Source organism: Polynucleobacter sp. AP-Sanab-80-C2 (assembly GCF_035012965.1).
GTDB lineage: Bacteria > Pseudomonadota > Gammaproteobacteria > Burkholderiales > Burkholderiaceae > Polynucleobacter.
The window spans coordinates 517003-533077 of record NZ_JAYGQS010000001.1; the positions used below are offsets into that span (position 1 = coordinate 517003).

The following is a 16075-nucleotide window of genomic DNA, read 5'->3' on the forward strand; positions in this document are numbered from 1 at the left end:
TTAGTTCCGCAGCAACTTTTGCAAACGCTCAATGAAACGCTGAGGCGGCATATAGCCAATCACACGTTGCTTTTTTTGTTCTTCTGAGTTTGGGTTAAAGATCAAAATCCCCGGCGGACCAAATAATCCAAAACGTTTTAGTAGCGCCTGATTTTCTGGGCTGTTAGCAGTGACATCGGCTTGCAATAACACCAACTGCTTCAATTCTTTACTGACCTCTGGATTTGTAAAGGTGTTCACTTCCATTTCTTTGCAACTAATACACCAGTCTGCATAGAAATCTAACAAGACCCATTTTTGCTCTTGCTGCGCTTTCGTAAGTTGCGCATCTAATTCTGCTGGTGAATGAATCACCACAAAAGATAGCTCTCCTACCTGATGGATGCGTTGGCCATTGATTGTTTTTACAGCTCCAATAGGTTCATTTTTCTGAATTAAAGGAGAGGCAATCCACGCTGCGGTAGCTACCAACAAGACACCCAAGGTACGCTGTAACCAGACCATCCAGATACCAGTCGAGGGAATCAAAATACGCGCCTCAATTGCAATAAAGAGGAGTGGCAAGCCCATGCCTAAGGCCATCACAAATAGCAATCCTGCGCCTAGACTCATAGAACCTGTCTGGGCGATAAACGCTAAAACACCTGCTAATGGCGCTGTAATACATGGGCTGGCAACCAAAGTAGAAATGCCACCTAAGATAAAGGCACCTAAAACGCTACCTCCCTTTTGGCGCCCAGCTAAACGATCAATATGGTGATGCCATGACTGAGGCAATCGTAGATCATAGAGGCCGAACAGACTACCCGACAAAGCTAGTAGCAAGATTGCGAAGGCAGCTAGTGCAAGTGGACTTTGTAATGCCCTTTGTACACTACCGCCAAGGGCTGCCATGAGGACCCCAGCCAAGGAATACACCAAGGCCATACCCAAGACATATGCAAGTGCAAGTAGGCTCGCACGGCCCTTAGAGATCGCCTTACCGCCCTGCGTTCCGAAGATGACACTAGAGAGAATTGGCAGCATTGGCAAAACACAGGGCGTAAAAGCTAAAGCGAGCCCTAAAACAAAGAAAGCAAGAAATAAATAGCCAGTTGATGTGCCCTCTAAAAAACGGGTAATCGCATTAACGTCGTCTCGTTCGCGCCATAAATCAGTCAAGCTCAAATCAGCTTGGGTATTAACAGCAGCCTGGGCCCCATCAAGCACTTCAGGTATTGGCGCTGCTCTAACACCAGGGCCCGCTAATAGAAATTTTAGAGTCATGGGTGGATAGCAAATACCAGCCTCTGCACAACCCTGCAAACCTAGCTCAATATGAATAGGCCTACCAGAGGCCGGATTAACATCCAATAGAACCACAAAAGGCTGCTTATACACTTGCAGTTTTTTCTGAAAAGTTTCATCAAACTTTTCTATACCCTTTGGCAATGCAGGCCTTGTTGTATATAGCTTTCCGAGCTCAGTTCCCACTTGAAATTGGAGTGATTCTTGATAGAGGTAATAGCCCTTAGCAGGCATAAACTCAATCTCAACTTGCTTGGAGTTTTCCAACCAAGTAGCCTCAACCCGAAATGCTTTTTCTGGTGGCAAAAAATCAGTTGCAGCAAAAACTGGTGTCATTAACAGCGAAAGTGCTGTGATAACCATTCTCAGAAAGGATTGCATTCTCATATCTTCGAATTTACCTCAGCTTCTACCCACTCACCGTATTGCTGTGCATATTGTGCTGGTGAAAAAGCCAGAATTTCGGGAAGGTCATAAGGATGTTGAGCTCGAATAAAGCTTGAGATCTCTGACCATTTACTACTGATAGTTTTCGCTGATAGAAGAATTTCTTGTTCTTCACAAACCTTCCCTTCCCAGCGGTAAATAGAATGGACGCCATCAATCAGTTGCACGCACGCAGCAATCTTTTGCTCCACTAAAGCGCGAGCTAAGCTTTTGGCAATCTCCATATTAGGCAGGCTTGTGACCACCACCAGAAGCTGATTGGGATTAACAGGGGCGGTAACTGAGGGGTTTTGAGGCATACCGTATTTATAAACCTATCAATGAAAAAAGCCAGACCGAAGCCTGGCTTTTTGCGTATCTAAGAGACTTAAGCCTCTTCAGCTACAACTGCTGTTTCTTCAACTTCTGGACGGTCAACCAACTCAACCAATGCCATAGGCGCATTGTCGCCATGACGGAAGCCAAACTTCAAAATACGAAGATAGCCACCTGGACGTGTTGCGTAACGTGGGCCGAGCTCTGTGAAGAGTTTGGCCACGATATCGCGATCACGAGTGCGATTAAATGCCAAGCGACGGTTTGCTAAGTTGTCTTTTTTACCCAAGGTAATCAAAGGCTCAACAACCATGCGCAATTCTTTTGCTTTTGGCAAAGTGGTTTTAATCACTTCATGCTCCAAAAGAGAATTGGACATATTGCGCAACATCGCCAGACGATGTGAAGATGTTCTATTTAGTTTGCGTAAGCCGTTTCCGTGACGCATGATGCTTCCTTTCTAATTATTTCTCGAGGTTAGCTGGAGGCCAGCTTTCGAGTTTCATGCCAAGACTTAAGCCACGAGCAGCCAATACATCTTTGATTTCATTCAAAGACTTACGACCCAAATTAGGCGTCTTCAACAATTCATTCTCTGTACGTTGAATCAAGTCACCGATGTAGTAAATGTTCTCAGCCTTCAAGCAGTTTGCAGAGCGAACTGTGAGTTCGAGATCATCAACTGGACGCATCAACATTGGATCAACCATTGAAGAGCGACTTGGTGCAAGATCACCAGACACTTCACTGCTCTCAAGAGCTGCGAATACAACTAACTGATCCACCAAGATGCTAGCCGCTTGACGAATTGCTTCTTCAGGAGACAATACACCGTTTGTTTCGATAGTCATTACGAGACGATCGAGGTCGGTACGTTGCTCAACACGAGCAGATTCAACAGCATAGCTAACGCGGCTTACTGGACTAAATGAGGCATCCAATACGATACGGCCAATGATCTTAGTAGTCTCGTCGTTGTATTGACGCACGTTACCAGGAACATAACCACGACCTTTTTCAACCTTAATCTGCATATCTAACTTGCCACCAGCAGACAAGTGAGCGATCACGTGATCAGGATTGATGATTTCTACATCGTGTGGCAAATCGATATCTTTTGCAGTAACAACGCCTGGGCCTTCTTTACGCAAATTGATAGTGACTTCGTCACGGGATTGCAACTTAAATACGATTCCCTTGAGGTTGAGCAAGAGGTTTACAACGTCCTCTTGCACGCCATCCAATGTGGAATATTCATGAACTACACCTGCAATAGCTACTTCAGTTGGTGCATAACCAACCATCGAGGACAAGAGTACGCGACGTAATGCATTTCCGAGTGTGTGGCCATAGCCACGCTCGAACGGCTCCATAACAACCTTAGCTTGGTTGGCGGAAAGCGCTTCAACAGAAATAATTTTTGGCTTGAGCAAATTTGTTTGCATATTTTTTCCTTGATAGTGCCTAATTAGCGTGAATACAATTCGACGATCAAACTTTCATTAATTTCACCGCTAATATCTTCGCGGTCGGGCACTTGCTTAAATGTTCCTTCCAGCTTAGCTGCATCAACTGAAACCCAGGTAACTGCAGACATTTGCTGAACCAAATTGAGTGATTCTGTAATACGCGCTTGCTTCTTCGCTTTTTCACGAATAGCAACCACGTCACCAGGCTTAACTTGGATGGATGGAATATTCACTGCGCTGCCATTGAGCATGATGGCGCCATGAGAAACTAACTGACGTGCTTCAGCACGTGTTGAACCAAAGCCCATGCGATACACCACGTTGTCGAGACGTGACTCTAGCAATTGGAGCAATGTTTCGCCAGTATTGCCCTTACGACGCTCAGCTTCAGCGAAGTAACGACGAAATTGACGCTCTAGTACGCCATAGATACGCTTAACCTTTTGCTTTTCACGCAACTGATTACCGTAGTCTGATGTTCTTGAGCCAGATGTACGACCATGTTGACCAGGCTTAGTATCTAACTTGCACTTGTCTGACAGGGCGCGACGTGCGCTCTTTAAAAATAAGTCGGTACCTTCCCGACGTGCTAATTTGGCCTTAGGCCCTAAGTAACGTGCCACGATGCTTTCCTTTCTTTGCCGCAGTCTTGCGACCGGCGGTGAGTTCACCCTTTAAATCAGATGAACGGTGGGCTTTAATAAAAAACTACTAAAACTTGTACTGCCAACTTCCTAGCTTAGATACGACGACGCTTAGGAGGACGGCAACCGTTGTGAGGAACTGGAGTGACGTCTTGAATCTCAGTGATCTTGATCCCCAATGAGTTCAATGCACGAACTGCTGATTCACGACCTGGGCCTGGGCCTTTGATCTGAACTTCCAAGTTCTTGATACCGCATTCAACGGCAGCTTTACCAGCAACTTCAGCCGCTACTTGAGCAGCAAAAGGTGTTGACTTACGTGAGCCTTTGAAGCCTTGGCCGCCAGAAGTTGCCCATGAAAGCGCATTTCCTTGACGATCAGTGATCGTAATAATGGTGTTGTTAAAAGAAGCATGAACGTGTGCAATACCGTCAGCAACGTTCTTTTTAACCTTCTTACGAGTGCGCTGTGAAGCGGCGGAAGCGGATTGTTGTTTTGCCATGTCAATAAACTTTCTTGATTATTTCTTCAGTGCGATGCCGGACTTACGTGGGCCCTTACGGGTACGCGCATTGGTCTTGGTACGTTGACCACGAACAGGCAAGCCTTTACGATGACGCACACCACGGTAGCAACCTAAGTCCATCAAACGCTTGATGCTCATAGTTACTTCTCGACGAAGGTCACCTTCGGTAATGAACTTACCTACTTCATCACGCAACTTTTCCAAGTCAGCGTCAGTAAGATCTTTAACTTTTTTATCGATTGCAACACCTGTGGTTTGGCAAATTTTGTGAGCACGAGTTGTGCCAATGCCAAAAATTGCTGTTAAACCGATAACAGTATGTTGATGATTTGGGATGTTTACCCCAGCGATACGTGCCATGAGATTTCCTCTTAATTAACCAGATCAGCCTTGACGCTGCTTATGACGTGCGTCTGAAGAACAGATCACGCGCACAACGCGTTTGCGCTTAATGATCTTGCAATTTCTGCAAATACACTTAACGGATGCTAAAACTTTCATAACTCACCTCTTAAAAATAGGTACAACTTAATCTTTACTTCGCCCGGAAAATGATTCTGGCGCGCGTCAGGTCGTAAGGAGTCATCTCCACCGTTACCTTATCTCCCGGCAAAATACGAATGTAGTGCATCCGCATCTTTCCAGAAATGTGCCCTAGAACCACATGTCCGTTTTCTAGCTTCACGCGAAACATCGCGTTCGGCAAATTCTCAATAATCTCTCCCGCCATCTGAATAACATCGTCTTTAGACATTCAGTTAAGCGCCCATCTTAAAGTTGGCTTTTTTCATCAAAGAGCCGTACTGCTGTTGCATCACGTATGACTGAACTTGAGCCATGAAATCCATTGCAACAACCACAATAATCAACAATGAAGTACCGCCAAAATAGAACGGCACGTTGTACTTCAGCACTAAAAATTCTGGTAATAAACAAACCAAAACCATGTAAATTGCACCAGCCAAAGTTAAGCGCACCAGGATCTTATCGATATATCGTGCTGTTTGATCGCCTGGACGAATACCCGGAACAAATGCACCGCTCTTCTTCAAGTTATCTGCTGTCTCACGACTGTTAAATACCAATGCGGTGTAGAAGAAACAGAAGAAGATGATCGCTGCAGCATACAAAATTGTGTACACAGGCTGGCCAGGAGCTAATGTTGCTGCCAAGTCTTTAATGATTCTGCTAAACATATTGGTTGGCTCACCTGAAGTAAACCAGCCAGCAATCGTTGCAGGGAACAAAATAATTGAAGACGCAAAAATTGGAGGAATAACGCCTGCCATGTTTAACTTCAATGGGAAGTAAGAAGATTGGCCACCGTAAACCTTATTGCCAACCTGGCGCTTAGCGTAGTTCACTAAGATACGACGCTGACCGCGCTCTACGAATACCACAAAATAAGTCACTGCTACGCAAATGACAACGATGAGTAATGCAGAAATAATATTCATCGAGCCAGTACGAACTAACTCTAATAAGCTAGCTAAAGCGTTTGGCAAACCAGAGACGATGCCGCCAAAAATAATGATGGAAATACCGTTACCCAAACCACGCTCAGTGATTTGCTCACCAAGCCACATCAAGAACATCGTGCCAGTTACCAGAGTCACTACAGTATTGATTTCAAACATCAAACCTGGATTAACCACTAGTCCTGGCTGAGCTTGCAAAGCAACAGAGATTCCTAATGCCTGGAAGGTTGCTAAAAGCACAGTGCCGTAACGGGTGTACTGAGTGATCTTGCGCTGACCAGCTTGGCCTTCTTTTTTCAAAGACTCTAATGATGGCACAACAATAGTCATTAACTGCATGATGATCGATGCAGAAATATAAGGCATGATTCCCAGGGCAAATACAGTAAAGCGAGATAACGCACCGCCTGAGAACAAGTTAAACATTCCCAAGATGCCGTCTTTTTGGCCAGCAAATAACTGCGCGAGCTGGTCTGGATCAATACCCGGAACTGGAATATGGGCACCTAAACGGAACACGAGCAAAGCCAACACCAAGAAAATCAAGCGTTGACGTAATTCGCCAAACTTGCCTCCTGCTGTTGCAGTGCCTGAGTTATTGGTAGGTGCTAATGCCATTTTGAGTAAAAAGACCTATTACGCTGCTTCAACCAATTTGCCGCCAGCCGCTTCAATAGCTGCTTTTGCGCCAGCAGTTGCTGTAATGCCCTTAAGGGTTACAGCAATCTTGATTTCACCAGTCTTAATTACCTTCACTGCATTAATTTGTTCGCCAGCAAAGCCATGAGCCTTCAATGTCAACAAGTCCACTTCTGGCAAGTTGATTTTTGCTAAGTCGTTCAAAGTAATTTGGCCAACATGACGACGTGTCAAAGACACGAAACCGCGTTTTGGCAAACGACGATACATAGGCATCTGGCCGCCTTCGAATCCAACCTTGTGGAATCCGCCGGAACGAGATTTTTGACCTTTGTGACCACGGCCAGCAGTTTTACCAAGGCCAGAACCAATGCCGCGACCTACGCGACGACGGTTTTTCTTGGAGCCCTCTGCGGGCTTGAGTGTATTGAGTTCCATATTCTTCGCCTATTTACTTGCTAGTTATCAGCCAACGACTTTAACTAGATAAGAAACTTTATTAATCATGCCGCGAACAGCTGGCGTATCTTCCAATTCAGAAACTGAATTAATACGACCAAGGCCTAAGCCACGCACAGTTGCACGGTGGCTTTCACGAGTACCGATCAAGCTGCGCACTAATTGCAGTTTGACTTTGGAGTTTGATTTTGTCATTTGTAGAGTCCTAATCTTTTGGTCTTAGCCGAGAATCTCTTCAACTGACTTACCGCGCTTAGCAGCAATCTCTGCAGGAGTACTCATCTTGCTCAAACCATCAATCGTTGCGCGAACCAAGTTGTACGGGTTTGTAGAGCCCAGGGACTTAGCAACTACGTTGGTTACACCCATTACGTCGAAAATTGCGCGCATTGGGCCGCCAGCAATAATTCCAGTACCGTCTTTAGCTGGAGAAATCAAAACGCGTGAGGCGCCATGTTGGCCAGTAACAGTATGCTGCAAAGTACCTTTACGTAAGGAAACTTTGATCATCTTGCGACGAGCTTCATCCATTGCTTTTTGAACAGCCACTGGAACTTCTTTTGATTTGCCTTTACCCATGCCGATGCGGCCATCGCCATCGCCAACTACAGTGAGTGCGGCAAAGCCAAGAATACGACCGCCCTTAACCACTTTAGTTACACGATTAACAGCGATCATCTTCTCGCGAAGACCATCATCACGCTCTTCGTTTTGCATCTTAGTTTGCATTTTTGCCATGTTTTTTCCTAAACCCTATTAGAACTTCAGGCCGGCTTCACGCGCAGCTTCAGCTAAGGCCTTAATACGGCCGTGGTAACGATGACCGGAACGATCAAAAGCAACATCAACAATGCCTGCCTTAACAGCACGCTCAGCAACTAACTTGCCGATTTGTTTCGCTGCATCAGCGTTGCCGCCGTTTTTGATCGCTTGGCGCAATTCTTTTTCCATTGTTGAAGCAGCTGCCACAACTTTGGTTCCGCATGGGCTATATACCTGAGCAGAAATATGAGTATTGCTACGGATAACTGTTAAGCGATTTGCCATTGCTTCGGCAATGCGAATACGAGTCTGCCGAGCACGTCTTTGTCTGGATTCGTCTTTATTCATTTTCTAATCTCGCTTACTTCTTCTTAGTTTCTTTCAGATGCACAACCTCATCCACGTAGCGAACACCTTTGCCTTTGTATGGCTCTGGTGAACGGTATGCGCGAACTTCCGCTGCGACCTGGCCAACTTGCTGCTTGTTGGAGCCTTTAATAATGATTTCAGTTTGCGATGGAGTCTCAGCTTTTACACCCTTTGGCAGGTTGTAAATAATGTCGTGTGAAAAACCCAACTGCAACTTCAATGTTTCGCCTTGGGCTTGGGCACGGTAACCAACGCCTACCAAGCTGAGCTTGCGCTCAAAGCCAGCAGTAACGCCAACAACCATGTTATTGACCAAAGCACGTGCCGTACCTGACTGTGCACCAGCTTCTGGTGAGTCGTTGTTGACAACTACTGTCAATACGCCATCTGCTTGTTTCAAACCAACAGCAGGATGCAAGTTGTGTGTCAATGTGCCCAAAGGACCTTTAACAGTAATGTTTGCACCGTTGATGCTGATTTCAGCGCCCTTGGGAACTGTAATTGGTGATTTACCTACGCGGGACATATTTCGCTCCTTAAGCTACGTAGCAAATAACTTCGCCGCCCACGCCTGTTGCACGTGCTTTACGGTCTGTCATTACGCCTTGAGGGGTTGAAATAATTGCAATGCCCAAGCCATTCATTACTTCTGGAATGTCATGACGTCCTTTATAAATGCGTAGACTTGGTGTAGATACACGGTCAATACGCTCGATCACAGGACGGCCTGCATAGTATTTGAGATCAATGTGGAGCACTGGCTTAGCTGCTTCACCTTTGATTTCGAAACTTTCGATATAGCCTTCATCTTGCAAAACTTTTGCAATAGCTACTTTAACTTTTGACGACGGCATTGCGACCAAAGGCTTCTGCACTGCTTGCGCATTGCGGATCCGGGTCAACATGTCGGCGATTGGATCGCTGATACTCATGAGTTCTCCTAATTCTTTCGCCGCTTACCAGCTGGCCTTGGTTAAACCGGGGATTTCGCCACGGAAGGCGATTTCACGAATCTTGCTACGAGCCAAACCGAACTTACGGAATGTGCCGCGTGGGCGACCGGTTAATGAACAACGATTTCTTTGACGAATCGGGCTTGCGTTACGTGGAAGTGCCTGTAGCTTCAAGCGAGCTTCATAGCGCTCTTCATCGCTGCGCGATTGATCAGCAATGATCGCTTTGAGTTCAGCACGCTTAACAGCGTACTTCTCTACAGTTTTTGCGCGCTTATTCTCGCGCTCAATCAGGGATAGTTTTGCCACGTTAGCCTCTTAATTGCGGAAAGGGAATTTGAATGCTGCCAACAAAGCTTTTGCTTCTTCGTCGGTTTTAGCAGTCGTCGTAATACTGATATTGAGACCACGCAGGGCATCAATCTTGTCGTATTCGATTTCAGGGAAAATGATTTGTTCTTTAACGCCGATGTTGTAGTTGCCACGACCGTCAAATGCTTTACCGGAGATGCCGCGGAAGTCACGTACGCGTGGTAATGCAACAGTCACGAAACGATCCAAGAATTCGTACATGCGTTGACCACGCAATGTCACCATGGCACCGATTGGGTAGCCTTGACGAATTTTGAAACCAGCAATCGCTTTTTTAGCTTTAGTCACCACTGGCTTTTGGCCTGCAACTTTAGTTAAATCGCCAACTGCATTTTCGATAATTTTCTTGTCGTTCACTGCATCGCCCAAGCCCATATTGAGGGTCACTTTGGTGATACGTGGAACTTCCATTACAGACTTGTAACCAAACTTGGTAATCAAATCAGCAACAACTTTTTGTTGATAGTGTTCTTGAAAACGTGTGCTCATAATTTCTCCGTGCCCCTTATGCGCTTAATGTCGCGCCAGTGGTTTTGAGGAAACGCTGTTTTTTACCGTCAACGAGTTTGATACCAACACGTGATGGTTTGCCGTTACCGTCAACCAAAGCCACATTAGAAATGTGAACAGGCATAGTCTTGTCAATCATGCCGCCGGTTACACCAGCAGCTGGGTTTGGCTTAACGCTCTTTTTATAAATATTCACGCCTTCGATGACTAACTTCTCATCGAGAATGGCTGTAACAGTTCCTTGCTTGCCTTTATCACGGCCAGTCAACAGAACTACGGAATCACCTTTACGAATCTTTTTCATATCAGCCTCTTAAATCACTTCGGGGGCGAGAGAAACGATCTTCATGAACTTTTCAGTACGCAATTCGCGTGTAACTGGTCCAAAGATACGTGTGCCAATTGGCTCTAACTTAGCGTTGAGCAATACCGCAGCGTTTGCATCGAACTTAATCAATGAACCGTCTGGACGGCGAACACCCTTAGCTGTTCTCACTACAACAGCGTTATAAATATCACCTTTTTTTACACGGCCACGTGGAGCGGCTGACTTTACAGTCACCTTAATGACATCACCAATACTGGCGTAACGACGCTTGGAGCCGCCCAATACCTTGATGCACAAAACTTCACTGGCGCCAGTGTTATCGGCGACCTGCAATCTACTTTCGGTTTGTATCATTTCTAATCCCCAACTTATTGGCCAAAGGCAAACAGTCTTGGTTCCGTCTATGGGCTTTAACGAAAATTAAAACCCGGAATTAATGAAAAACACTGCTTCTCCAATAAAACCAGAGAAGCCTTCTATTCTACTACGTAAAACAGGGATTTGGTAAGAAACTTCGCCAAAATCCCTTAAAAATACCTTAAATACCCTTTGAAGCCTCAACCAAACGGGTTACAACCCAAGATTTGGTGCGTGAAATTGGCTTAGATTCAGCAATTTCAACCGTATCACCCATCTTGTAGGTGCTAGTTTCGTCATGAGCGTGGTACTTTTTGGACTGGCCAACATACTTACCAATCACGGGATGCTTGACTTGACGCTCAACCAACACGGTCACAGTTTTTTGCATTTTGTCGCTAACAACGCGGCCCACGAGGGTGCGGCGTAAGGGTTTAGATAATTCTGTCATATCCCTTTTTCCTTATTTCTGCGCAGTCTTTTGGGCAATAAAAGTCTTCACACGAGCAATGTCGCGCTTCGTTTTACCCAATTGGCTGGTATTGGTGAGTTGCTGAGTGCCTTTTTGCATACGGAGCTTAAAGTTAGTCTTTAAGAGCTCTGTTAATTCTGCGTTCAAGCCAGTCAGATCTTTGGCTGCTAATTCTTTATTTTTCATAATCTCTATCCCGATCAACCTAAGTGGCGAATCACGAACGTGGTCTGCAAAGGCAACTTAGCAGCAGCAAGCTTGAAAGCTTCGCGCGCCAAAGTCTCATCCACACCATCCATTTCGTAAAGCACTTTGCCTGGTTGAATTTCAGCTACGTAGTACTCTGGGTTACCTTTACCGTTACCCATACGTACTTCAGCAGGTTTTTGTGAAATTGGCTTATCTGGGAAAATACGAATCCAGATACGGCCACCACGTTTAATGTGACGGGTCATTGCGCGACGTGCTGACTCGATTTGACGAGCAGTCAGACGGCCACGGCCAACGGCCTTCAAGCCAAAGTCACCAAAGGCTACAGAACTACCGCGTGTTGCCACGCCAGTGTTACGGCCTTTTTGTTCCTTGCGATACTTACGACGCTTTGGTTGTAGCATGCTTACTCTCCTGACTTCTGCGTATCTGCGGCAGGTGCTTCAACCTTACGCACACGCTTTACTGCTGGTTTAGCAGCAACTAATGGCTTGTCAGTGCCAGCAGCTGGTTTACGAGCAGCTGTTTTGCTTGGAGCACGACGAGTTTTCTTTTCTTCGGCAGCTGGTTCAGCAGATGGAGCAGCCACTTGAGCTTCTGCACCGCGACCCAATGTATCGCCTTTGTATACCCAAACTTTTACACCGATGATGCCGTAGGTTGTTTCAGCCTCTGATGTTGCGTAATCAATATCAGCCTTCAATGTATGAAGTGGAACACGACCTTCACGGTACCATTCGCGACGAGCAATTTCTGCACCGTTCAAACGACCAGACGACATGATCTTGATGCCTTGTGCGCCAAGACGCATTGCGCTTTGCATTGCACGCTTCATAGCGCGACGGAACATGATGCGCTTTTCTAACTGCTGAGTAATAGAGTCAGCAATCAATTGTGCATCTACTTCAGGCTTACGAATTTCTTCAATGTTCACGTGAACTGGAACACCCATGCGTTTTTGTAATTCACGACGGAGAACTTCAATATCTTCGCCTTTTTTACCAATCACAACACCTGGACGTGAGCTATAGATAGTGATGCGGGCGTTCTTAGCAGGACGCTCGATTACCACTTTACTAACGGATGCATTCTTCAACTTCTTCTTCAAATAGCTGCGGACATCTACGTCCTCTTTCAGCATCTTTGCGAAGTCAGTGTTATTTGCATACCAACGTGATGTCCAATTCTTCGTTACCGCGAGTCGGAATCCGGTGGGATTAATCTTTTGGCCCATATCTTTCCTTAGTTACTCAAGGTCACGCTAATGTGACAAGTTTGTTTTTCGATTTGATTGCCACGTCCCTTAGCACGTGCAGTGAAGCGCTTTAAGGAAGTTCCTTTATCAACGATTACCGCTGATACCTTGAGCTCATCAATGTCGGCACCTTTATTGTGTTCAGCATTTGCAATCGCTGATTCAACTACTTTTTTCACAATGAAGGCAGCTTTTTTGGGGCTGAAATTCAAAATGTTCAATGCGCGTGCAATTGGCAAACCACGAATTTGGTCTGCGACCAAACGTGTCTTTTGCGCAGAAATGCGGGCGCCCTTGTGAATAGCTTTAACTTCCATCATCATCCCCTTACTTCTTCACAACTTTCTTGTCAGCAGCGTGACCTTTGAAAGTACGGGTCAAGGCAAATTCGCCTAACTTATGACCCACCATGTTTTCTGATACATAAACCGGAACGTGTTGACGACCGTTATGAACAGCAATTGTCAGACCGATAAAGTCTGGAAGAATTGTTGAACGGCGAGACCAAGTTTTGATCGGCTTTTTGTCTTTGTTGGCTTGTGCAACTTCAACTTTTTTTACTAAGCTGGCGTCGCAGAATGGGCCTTTTTTAGCTGAACGTGTCATATCTATTTATCCTTATCGCTTAACGTTTTTGACGACGTTGAACGATCATCGAAGTTGTGCGCTTATTGCGACGTGTGCGATAACCTTTGGTTGGAGTGCCCCATGGAGATACAGGTACACGGCCTTCGCCAGTTCTACCTTCGCCACCACCGTGTGGGTGATCTACTGGGTTCATTGCCACACCGCGAACGGTTGGGCGAATACCACGCCAGCGATTTGCACCTGCTTTACCAATTTGACGCAAGCTGTGCTCTTCGTTACCAACTTCACCAATAGTGGCACGGCACTCAATCAGAACACGGCGAACTTCACCGGAGCGCAAACGCACTTGAGCGTATACGCCTTCACGAGCCAGCAATACTGCTGAACCACCAGCAGAGCGCGCTACTTGAGCACCTTTGCCTGGGAGGATTTCAACGCAGTGAATAGTGCTACCAACTGGAATGTTGCGAATTGGCAAATTATTACCAGATTTGATTGGTGCCTCAGAACCATTCATGATTGCTTGACCAACAGTCATGCCTTTAGCAGCAGGAATGTAGCGACGCTCACCATCAGCAAACACGATCAATGCAATATTTGCACTGCGGTTTGGATCGTATTCCAAGCGTTCAACTTTTGCTGGAATTCCATCTTTGTCGTTGCGTTTGAAATCAACAACACGATAGTGATGCTTATGACCACCACCTTTATGACGGGTAGTGATATGACCATTATTGTTACGACCCGCTTTTTGGAATTGTGGCTCTACCAACGCTGCAAAAGGCTTACCTTTATGCAGGTCAGGATTGACCACCTTGACCATTGAACGACGACCTGGTGAGGTCGGTTTTGTCTTCATCAAAGGCATGATTAATTCGCCTCCGCTTCAAAGTTAATTTCTTGACCTGGCTTCAAATTCACATAGGCCTTCTTAGTGTGGTCACGACGACCTTCAAAACGGCCATAGCGCTTAGGCTTACCCTTTTGATTCACGATTTGAACTGAGTCAACTTGCACTTTGAAGAGCAATTCAACTGCTTGTTTTACATCGCTCTTGTTTGCATCGCGAGCTACTTGGAAAACTACTTGTTCGTTTTTCTCTGCAACCATAGTGGCTTTCTCAGAGATAACAGGACCAAGCAGAACCTTCATCAGGTTGTGATCGTTTTTACGGACTTGGCTCATTTCAGCAACTCCTCAATTTTTGCGATCGCTGCTTTGCTGACCAATACTTTTTTGTATTGAACCAAAGCTAATGGATCAGCGTGCTGTGGCTCAACCACGGCAACTTTATGCAAGTTACGTGATGCCAAGTACAAATTCTCGCTAACCTGATCAACAATAATCAAGACTGAATCCAAGCCCATTGCCTTAACTTTGTCAGCCAAAACTTTAGTCTTTGGAGCATCAAGATTAAATTGATCAACGACATTCAAACGACCTTCGCGAGCTAACTGAGACAAGATAGATCTCATACCAGCGCGGTACATTTTCTTATTTACTTTTTGGCTGAAATTCTCTTCTGGAGAATTCGGGAATATACGACCACCTCCACGCCACAGCGGGGAAGAGCTCATACCAGCACGTGCACGACCAGTACCTTTTTGACGCCAAGGTTTCTTGGTGGTGTGCTTAACTTGCTCACGGTCTTTTTGTGCACGGTTACCGCTACGTGCATTTGCTTGATAAGCCACTACAACTTGGTGTACCAATGCTTCGTTATATTCGCGTTCGAATACTTCTGGTGAAGCTTGTACGCCTGCACCTAAAGTACCGTTGTCTTGGAGAAGCTTAAGTTCCATATTCGCTCTCCTTATTTCTTCTTCAACGGTGTCTTCACCGCTGGAGTAACAATCACTTTACCGCCTGGGGCACCTGGAATAGCGCCTTTAACCATGATGAGATTGCGTTCTGCATCAATGCGTGCGATGACTAAATTTTGTACGGTACGGGTAACGTCACCAAGGTGACCAGTCATGCGCTTACCTGGGAAAACACGACCTGGATCTTGCGCCATACCGATTGAACCTGGTACGTTATGTGAACGTGAGTTACCGTGGGATGCGCGACCAGAAGCAAAGTGATAACGCTTGATGGTACCGGCGTAACCTTTACCGATCGATACGCCTTGCACGTCCACTTTTTGACCAGCCGTAAATGCAGCGTCAGCAGGAATTACTTGTCCTGGTGTCATTTCTGCAATTTTTGCTGCGTCTAATTGGAATTCGTTGAGCCCATTACCAGCCATCACCCCTGCTTTAGCGAAGTGACCAGCCATTGCTTTGGTAACGCGAGTAGCTCTACGTGTGCCATGTGCCAACTGGATAGCATCATAGCCATCAGTTGCCTGGGTCTTGATTTGAGCGATTCTGTTGTCGCTCACGTCGATTACGGTCACAGGAATTGAATCCCCTTCGTCCGTAAATAGACGGGTCATGCCGACCTTGCGGCCGATTAAGCCTAAGCTCATATTCATGCTCCACGCCGACTACGATTGGTCGGCAAAATTAATTTAAGTGATTTACAAGTAAAAGTACTTCTAAATCAATAACTTACAACATTTTTAATGCTAATACAGCCTAAAATATCGCCCAAATAAATCAGCGAAGCCTTAGATTCTATCCTGAAATGCCG

General features: G+C 45.8%; 30 protein-coding genes. All 30 read right to left on the reverse strand.

Annotation, left to right across the window (positions count from 1 at the left end):
• The 30 genes from dsbD to rplC all read right to left on the reverse strand — a co-directional run bounded on the left by dsbD (nucleotide 1) and on the right by rplC (nucleotide 15911).
• Complete coding sequence (dsbD, locus tag VC178_RS02660) at nucleotides 1-1674, reverse strand: protein-disulfide reductase DsbD (RefSeq protein WP_323481540.1); 1674 nt, start codon at nucleotides 1672-1674, stop codon at nucleotides 1-3.
• Nucleotides 1671-2033, reverse strand: coding sequence for a divalent-cation tolerance protein CutA (gene cutA, locus VC178_RS02665; RefSeq protein WP_323481541.1), 363 nt, complete (start codon nucleotides 2031-2033; stop codon nucleotides 1671-1673). The genes dsbD and cutA overlap by 4 nt, the downstream gene beginning before the upstream one ends.
• 68 nt (nucleotides 2034-2101) lie before the next feature.
• Nucleotides 2102-2497 carry a 50S ribosomal protein L17 gene (rplQ, locus tag VC178_RS02670; protein WP_087908811.1) on the reverse strand — a complete coding sequence of 132 codons (396 nt, stop codon included), beginning with the start codon at nucleotides 2495-2497 and terminating at the stop codon, nucleotides 2102-2104.
• Between the two features lie 16 nt (nucleotides 2498-2513).
• Nucleotides 2514-3494 (reverse strand): DNA-directed RNA polymerase subunit alpha, encoded by a 981-nt coding sequence (locus VC178_RS02675; RefSeq protein WP_215319470.1) that lies wholly within the window; start codon nucleotides 3492-3494, stop codon nucleotides 2514-2516.
• A 23-nt stretch (nucleotides 3495-3517) separates the two neighbouring features.
• Nucleotides 3518-4141 (reverse strand): 30S ribosomal protein S4, encoded by a 624-nt coding sequence (gene rpsD, locus VC178_RS02680; RefSeq protein WP_173954863.1) that lies wholly within the window; start codon nucleotides 4139-4141, stop codon nucleotides 3518-3520.
• Between the two features lie 116 nt (nucleotides 4142-4257).
• Nucleotides 4258-4665 (reverse strand): 30S ribosomal protein S11, encoded by a 408-nt coding sequence (gene rpsK / locus VC178_RS02685; RefSeq protein ID WP_088525623.1) that lies wholly within the window; start codon nucleotides 4663-4665, stop codon nucleotides 4258-4260.
• 18 nt (nucleotides 4666-4683) lie between these two features.
• A complete protein-coding gene (gene rpsM / locus VC178_RS02690) occupies nucleotides 4684-5049 on the reverse strand; it encodes a 30S ribosomal protein S13 (protein ID WP_215296111.1) in 366 nt (121 codons plus the stop codon).
• Between the two features lie 24 nt (nucleotides 5050-5073).
• The gene (gene rpmJ / locus VC178_RS02695; protein WP_012357167.1) at nucleotides 5074-5190 is read right to left on the reverse strand and encodes a 50S ribosomal protein L36; all 117 of its coding nucleotides are present in this window, start codon (nucleotides 5188-5190) and stop codon (nucleotides 5074-5076) included.
• A gap of 34 nt (nucleotides 5191-5224) precedes the next feature.
• Nucleotides 5225-5443 (reverse strand): translation initiation factor IF-1, encoded by a 219-nt coding sequence (gene infA / locus VC178_RS02700; RefSeq protein ID WP_015420252.1) that lies wholly within the window; start codon nucleotides 5441-5443, stop codon nucleotides 5225-5227.
• Nucleotides 5444-5447: 4 nt separating this feature from the next.
• Nucleotides 5448-6785, reverse strand: coding sequence for a preprotein translocase subunit SecY (gene secY / locus VC178_RS02705; RefSeq protein WP_216175963.1), 1338 nt, complete (start codon nucleotides 6783-6785; stop codon nucleotides 5448-5450).
• A gap of 18 nt (nucleotides 6786-6803) precedes the next feature.
• Nucleotides 6804-7244, reverse strand: a complete 441-nt coding sequence (gene rplO / locus VC178_RS02710; RefSeq protein ID WP_215296109.1) for a 50S ribosomal protein L15 — start codon at nucleotides 7242-7244, stop codon at nucleotides 6804-6806.
• Between the two features lie 27 nt (nucleotides 7245-7271).
• A complete protein-coding gene (gene rpmD / locus VC178_RS02715; RefSeq protein ID WP_215296108.1) occupies nucleotides 7272-7460 on the reverse strand; it encodes a 50S ribosomal protein L30 in 189 nt (62 codons plus the stop codon).
• A gap of 24 nt (nucleotides 7461-7484) precedes the next feature.
• Entirely contained in the window at nucleotides 7485-8003 is a 519-nt protein-coding gene (gene rpsE, locus VC178_RS02720) for a 30S ribosomal protein S5 (protein WP_068947703.1), read from the reverse strand.
• 18 nt (nucleotides 8004-8021) lie between these two features.
• Nucleotides 8022-8375 (reverse strand): 50S ribosomal protein L18, encoded by a 354-nt coding sequence (rplR, locus tag VC178_RS02725; RefSeq protein WP_215296107.1) that lies wholly within the window; start codon nucleotides 8373-8375, stop codon nucleotides 8022-8024.
• A 13-nt stretch (nucleotides 8376-8388) separates the two neighbouring features.
• Nucleotides 8389-8922 (reverse strand): 50S ribosomal protein L6, encoded by a 534-nt coding sequence (rplF, locus tag VC178_RS02730; RefSeq protein WP_215296106.1) that lies wholly within the window; start codon nucleotides 8920-8922, stop codon nucleotides 8389-8391.
• A 10-nt stretch (nucleotides 8923-8932) separates the two neighbouring features.
• Nucleotides 8933-9328 (reverse strand): 30S ribosomal protein S8, encoded by a 396-nt coding sequence (rpsH, locus tag VC178_RS02735; protein ID WP_215296105.1) that lies wholly within the window; start codon nucleotides 9326-9328, stop codon nucleotides 8933-8935.
• Between the two features lie 24 nt (nucleotides 9329-9352).
• On the reverse strand, nucleotides 9353-9658 hold the full coding sequence (rpsN, locus tag VC178_RS02740; protein WP_011901913.1) for a 30S ribosomal protein S14: 306 nt from the start codon (nucleotides 9656-9658) through the stop codon (nucleotides 9353-9355).
• A gap of 9 nt (nucleotides 9659-9667) precedes the next feature.
• A complete protein-coding gene (rplE, locus tag VC178_RS02745; RefSeq protein ID WP_215296104.1) occupies nucleotides 9668-10210 on the reverse strand; it encodes a 50S ribosomal protein L5 in 543 nt (180 codons plus the stop codon).
• A 16-nt stretch (nucleotides 10211-10226) separates the two neighbouring features.
• Complete coding sequence (gene rplX / locus VC178_RS02750) at nucleotides 10227-10535, reverse strand: 50S ribosomal protein L24 (RefSeq protein WP_215296103.1); 309 nt, start codon at nucleotides 10533-10535, stop codon at nucleotides 10227-10229.
• A gap of 9 nt (nucleotides 10536-10544) precedes the next feature.
• Nucleotides 10545-10913, reverse strand: a complete 369-nt coding sequence (gene rplN, locus VC178_RS02755; protein ID WP_087908804.1) for a 50S ribosomal protein L14 — start codon at nucleotides 10911-10913, stop codon at nucleotides 10545-10547.
• A gap of 184 nt (nucleotides 10914-11097) precedes the next feature.
• Nucleotides 11098-11367, reverse strand: coding sequence for a 30S ribosomal protein S17 (gene rpsQ / locus VC178_RS02760; protein ID WP_215296102.1), 270 nt, complete (start codon nucleotides 11365-11367; stop codon nucleotides 11098-11100).
• Nucleotides 11368-11379: 12 nt separating this feature from the next.
• On the reverse strand, nucleotides 11380-11574 hold the full coding sequence (gene rpmC, locus VC178_RS02765; protein ID WP_216175961.1) for a 50S ribosomal protein L29: 195 nt from the start codon (nucleotides 11572-11574) through the stop codon (nucleotides 11380-11382).
• Between the two features lie 14 nt (nucleotides 11575-11588).
• Nucleotides 11589-12002 (reverse strand): 50S ribosomal protein L16, encoded by a 414-nt coding sequence (gene rplP / locus VC178_RS02770; RefSeq protein ID WP_071464443.1) that lies wholly within the window; start codon nucleotides 12000-12002, stop codon nucleotides 11589-11591.
• Nucleotides 12003-12004: 2 nt separating this feature from the next.
• Nucleotides 12005-12832, reverse strand: coding sequence for a 30S ribosomal protein S3 (gene rpsC / locus VC178_RS02775; RefSeq protein WP_087908802.1), 828 nt, complete (start codon nucleotides 12830-12832; stop codon nucleotides 12005-12007).
• A gap of 8 nt (nucleotides 12833-12840) precedes the next feature.
• The gene (rplV, locus tag VC178_RS02780; protein ID WP_197712017.1) at nucleotides 12841-13173 is read right to left on the reverse strand and encodes a 50S ribosomal protein L22; all 333 of its coding nucleotides are present in this window, start codon (nucleotides 13171-13173) and stop codon (nucleotides 12841-12843) included.
• Nucleotides 13174-13180: 7 nt separating this feature from the next.
• Nucleotides 13181-13459: a 30S ribosomal protein S19 gene (rpsS, locus tag VC178_RS02785; protein WP_087908800.1), complete on the reverse strand. Its 279-nt coding sequence runs from the start codon at nucleotides 13457-13459 to the stop codon at nucleotides 13181-13183.
• Between the two features lie 19 nt (nucleotides 13460-13478).
• Complete coding sequence (rplB, locus tag VC178_RS02790) at nucleotides 13479-14309, reverse strand: 50S ribosomal protein L2 (RefSeq protein ID WP_087908799.1); 831 nt, start codon at nucleotides 14307-14309, stop codon at nucleotides 13479-13481.
• 2 nt (nucleotides 14310-14311) lie between these two features.
• Entirely contained in the window at nucleotides 14312-14626 is a 315-nt protein-coding gene (gene rplW, locus VC178_RS02795) for a 50S ribosomal protein L23 (RefSeq protein ID WP_068947693.1), read from the reverse strand.
• A complete protein-coding gene (rplD, locus tag VC178_RS02800) occupies nucleotides 14623-15243 on the reverse strand; it encodes a 50S ribosomal protein L4 (RefSeq protein WP_087908798.1) in 621 nt (206 codons plus the stop codon). Before rplD ends, rplW begins: the two co-directional genes overlap by 4 nt.
• An 11-nt stretch (nucleotides 15244-15254) precedes the next feature.
• Nucleotides 15255-15911, reverse strand: a complete 657-nt coding sequence (gene rplC, locus VC178_RS02805; protein ID WP_215320696.1) for a 50S ribosomal protein L3 — start codon at nucleotides 15909-15911, stop codon at nucleotides 15255-15257.
• Nucleotides 15912-16075: the final 164 nt, after the last annotated feature.

Coding starts and splice junctions, on each gene's coding strand:
- rpmD (WP_215296108.1), bottom strand. CDS start 7,460: ATGACAAAATCAAACTCCAAAGTCAAACTGCAATTAGTGCGCAGCTTG.
- rplW (WP_068947693.1), bottom strand. CDS start 14,626: ATGAGCCAAGTCCGTAAAAACGATCACAACCTGATGAAGGTTCTGCTT.
- rplX (WP_215296103.1), bottom strand. CDS start 10,535: ATGAAAAAGATTCGTAAAGGTGATTCCGTAGTTCTGTTGACTGGCCGT.
- rplR (WP_215296107.1), bottom strand. CDS start 8,375: ATGAATAAAGACGAATCCAGACAAAGACGTGCTCGGCAGACTCGTATT.
- rplP (WP_071464443.1), bottom strand. CDS start 12,002: ATGCTACAACCAAAGCGTCGTAAGTATCGCAAGGAACAAAAAGGCCGT.
- rplN (WP_087908804.1), bottom strand. CDS start 10,913: ATGATACAAACCGAAAGTAGATTGCAGGTCGCCGATAACACTGGCGCC.
- rplE (WP_215296104.1), bottom strand. CDS start 10,210: ATGAGCACACGTTTTCAAGAACACTATCAACAAAAAGTTGTTGCTGAT.
- rplQ (WP_087908811.1), bottom strand. CDS start 2,497: ATGCGTCACGGAAACGGCTTACGCAAACTAAATAGAACATCTTCACAT.
- dsbD (WP_323481540.1), bottom strand. CDS start 1,674: ATGAGAATGCAATCCTTTCTGAGAATGGTTATCACAGCACTTTCGCTG.
- rpsQ (WP_215296102.1), bottom strand. CDS start 11,367: ATGACAGAATTATCTAAACCCTTACGCCGCACCCTCGTGGGCCGCGTT.
- rpmJ (WP_012357167.1), bottom strand. CDS start 5,190: ATGAAAGTTTTAGCATCCGTTAAGTGTATTTGCAGAAATTGCAAGATC.
- rplV (WP_197712017.1), bottom strand. CDS start 13,173: ATGATGGAAGTTAAAGCTATTCACAAGGGCGCCCGCATTTCTGCGCAA.
- rpsS (WP_087908800.1), bottom strand. CDS start 13,459: ATGACACGTTCAGCTAAAAAAGGCCCATTCTGCGACGCCAGCTTAGTA.
- rplC (WP_215320696.1), bottom strand. CDS start 15,911: ATGAGCTTAGGCTTAATCGGCCGCAAGGTCGGCATGACCCGTCTATTT.
- rplF (WP_215296106.1), bottom strand. CDS start 8,922: ATGTCCCGCGTAGGTAAATCACCAATTACAGTTCCCAAGGGCGCTGAA.
- rpsK (WP_088525623.1), bottom strand. CDS start 4,665: ATGGCAAAACAACAATCCGCTTCCGCCGCTTCACAGCGCACTCGTAAG.
- rpsE (WP_068947703.1), bottom strand. CDS start 8,003: ATGGCAAAAATGCAAACTAAGATGCAAAACGAAGAGCGTGATGATGGT.
- rpsM (WP_215296111.1), bottom strand. CDS start 5,049: ATGGCACGTATCGCTGGGGTAAACATCCCAAATCATCAACATACTGTT.
- rplB (WP_087908799.1), bottom strand. CDS start 14,309: ATGCCTTTGATGAAGACAAAACCGACCTCACCAGGTCGTCGTTCAATG.
- cutA (WP_323481541.1), bottom strand. CDS start 2,033: ATGCCTCAAAACCCCTCAGTTACCGCCCCTGTTAATCCCAATCAGCTT.
- rplD (WP_087908798.1), bottom strand. CDS start 15,243: ATGGAACTTAAGCTTCTCCAAGACAACGGTACTTTAGGTGCAGGCGTA.
- infA (WP_015420252.1), bottom strand. CDS start 5,443: ATGTCTAAAGACGATGTTATTCAGATGGCGGGAGAGATTATTGAGAAT.
- secY (WP_216175963.1), bottom strand. CDS start 6,785: ATGGCATTAGCACCTACCAATAACTCAGGCACTGCAACAGCAGGAGGC.
- VC178_RS02675 (WP_215319470.1), bottom strand. CDS start 3,494: ATGCAAACAAATTTGCTCAAGCCAAAAATTATTTCTGTTGAAGCGCTT.
- rpsH (WP_215296105.1), bottom strand. CDS start 9,328: ATGAGTATCAGCGATCCAATCGCCGACATGTTGACCCGGATCCGCAAT.
- rplO (WP_215296109.1), bottom strand. CDS start 7,244: ATGGAACTCAATACACTCAAGCCCGCAGAGGGCTCCAAGAAAAACCGT.
- rpsC (WP_087908802.1), bottom strand. CDS start 12,832: ATGGGCCAAAAGATTAATCCCACCGGATTCCGACTCGCGGTAACGAAG.
- rpmC (WP_216175961.1), bottom strand. CDS start 11,574: ATGAAAAATAAAGAATTAGCAGCCAAAGATCTGACTGGCTTGAACGCA.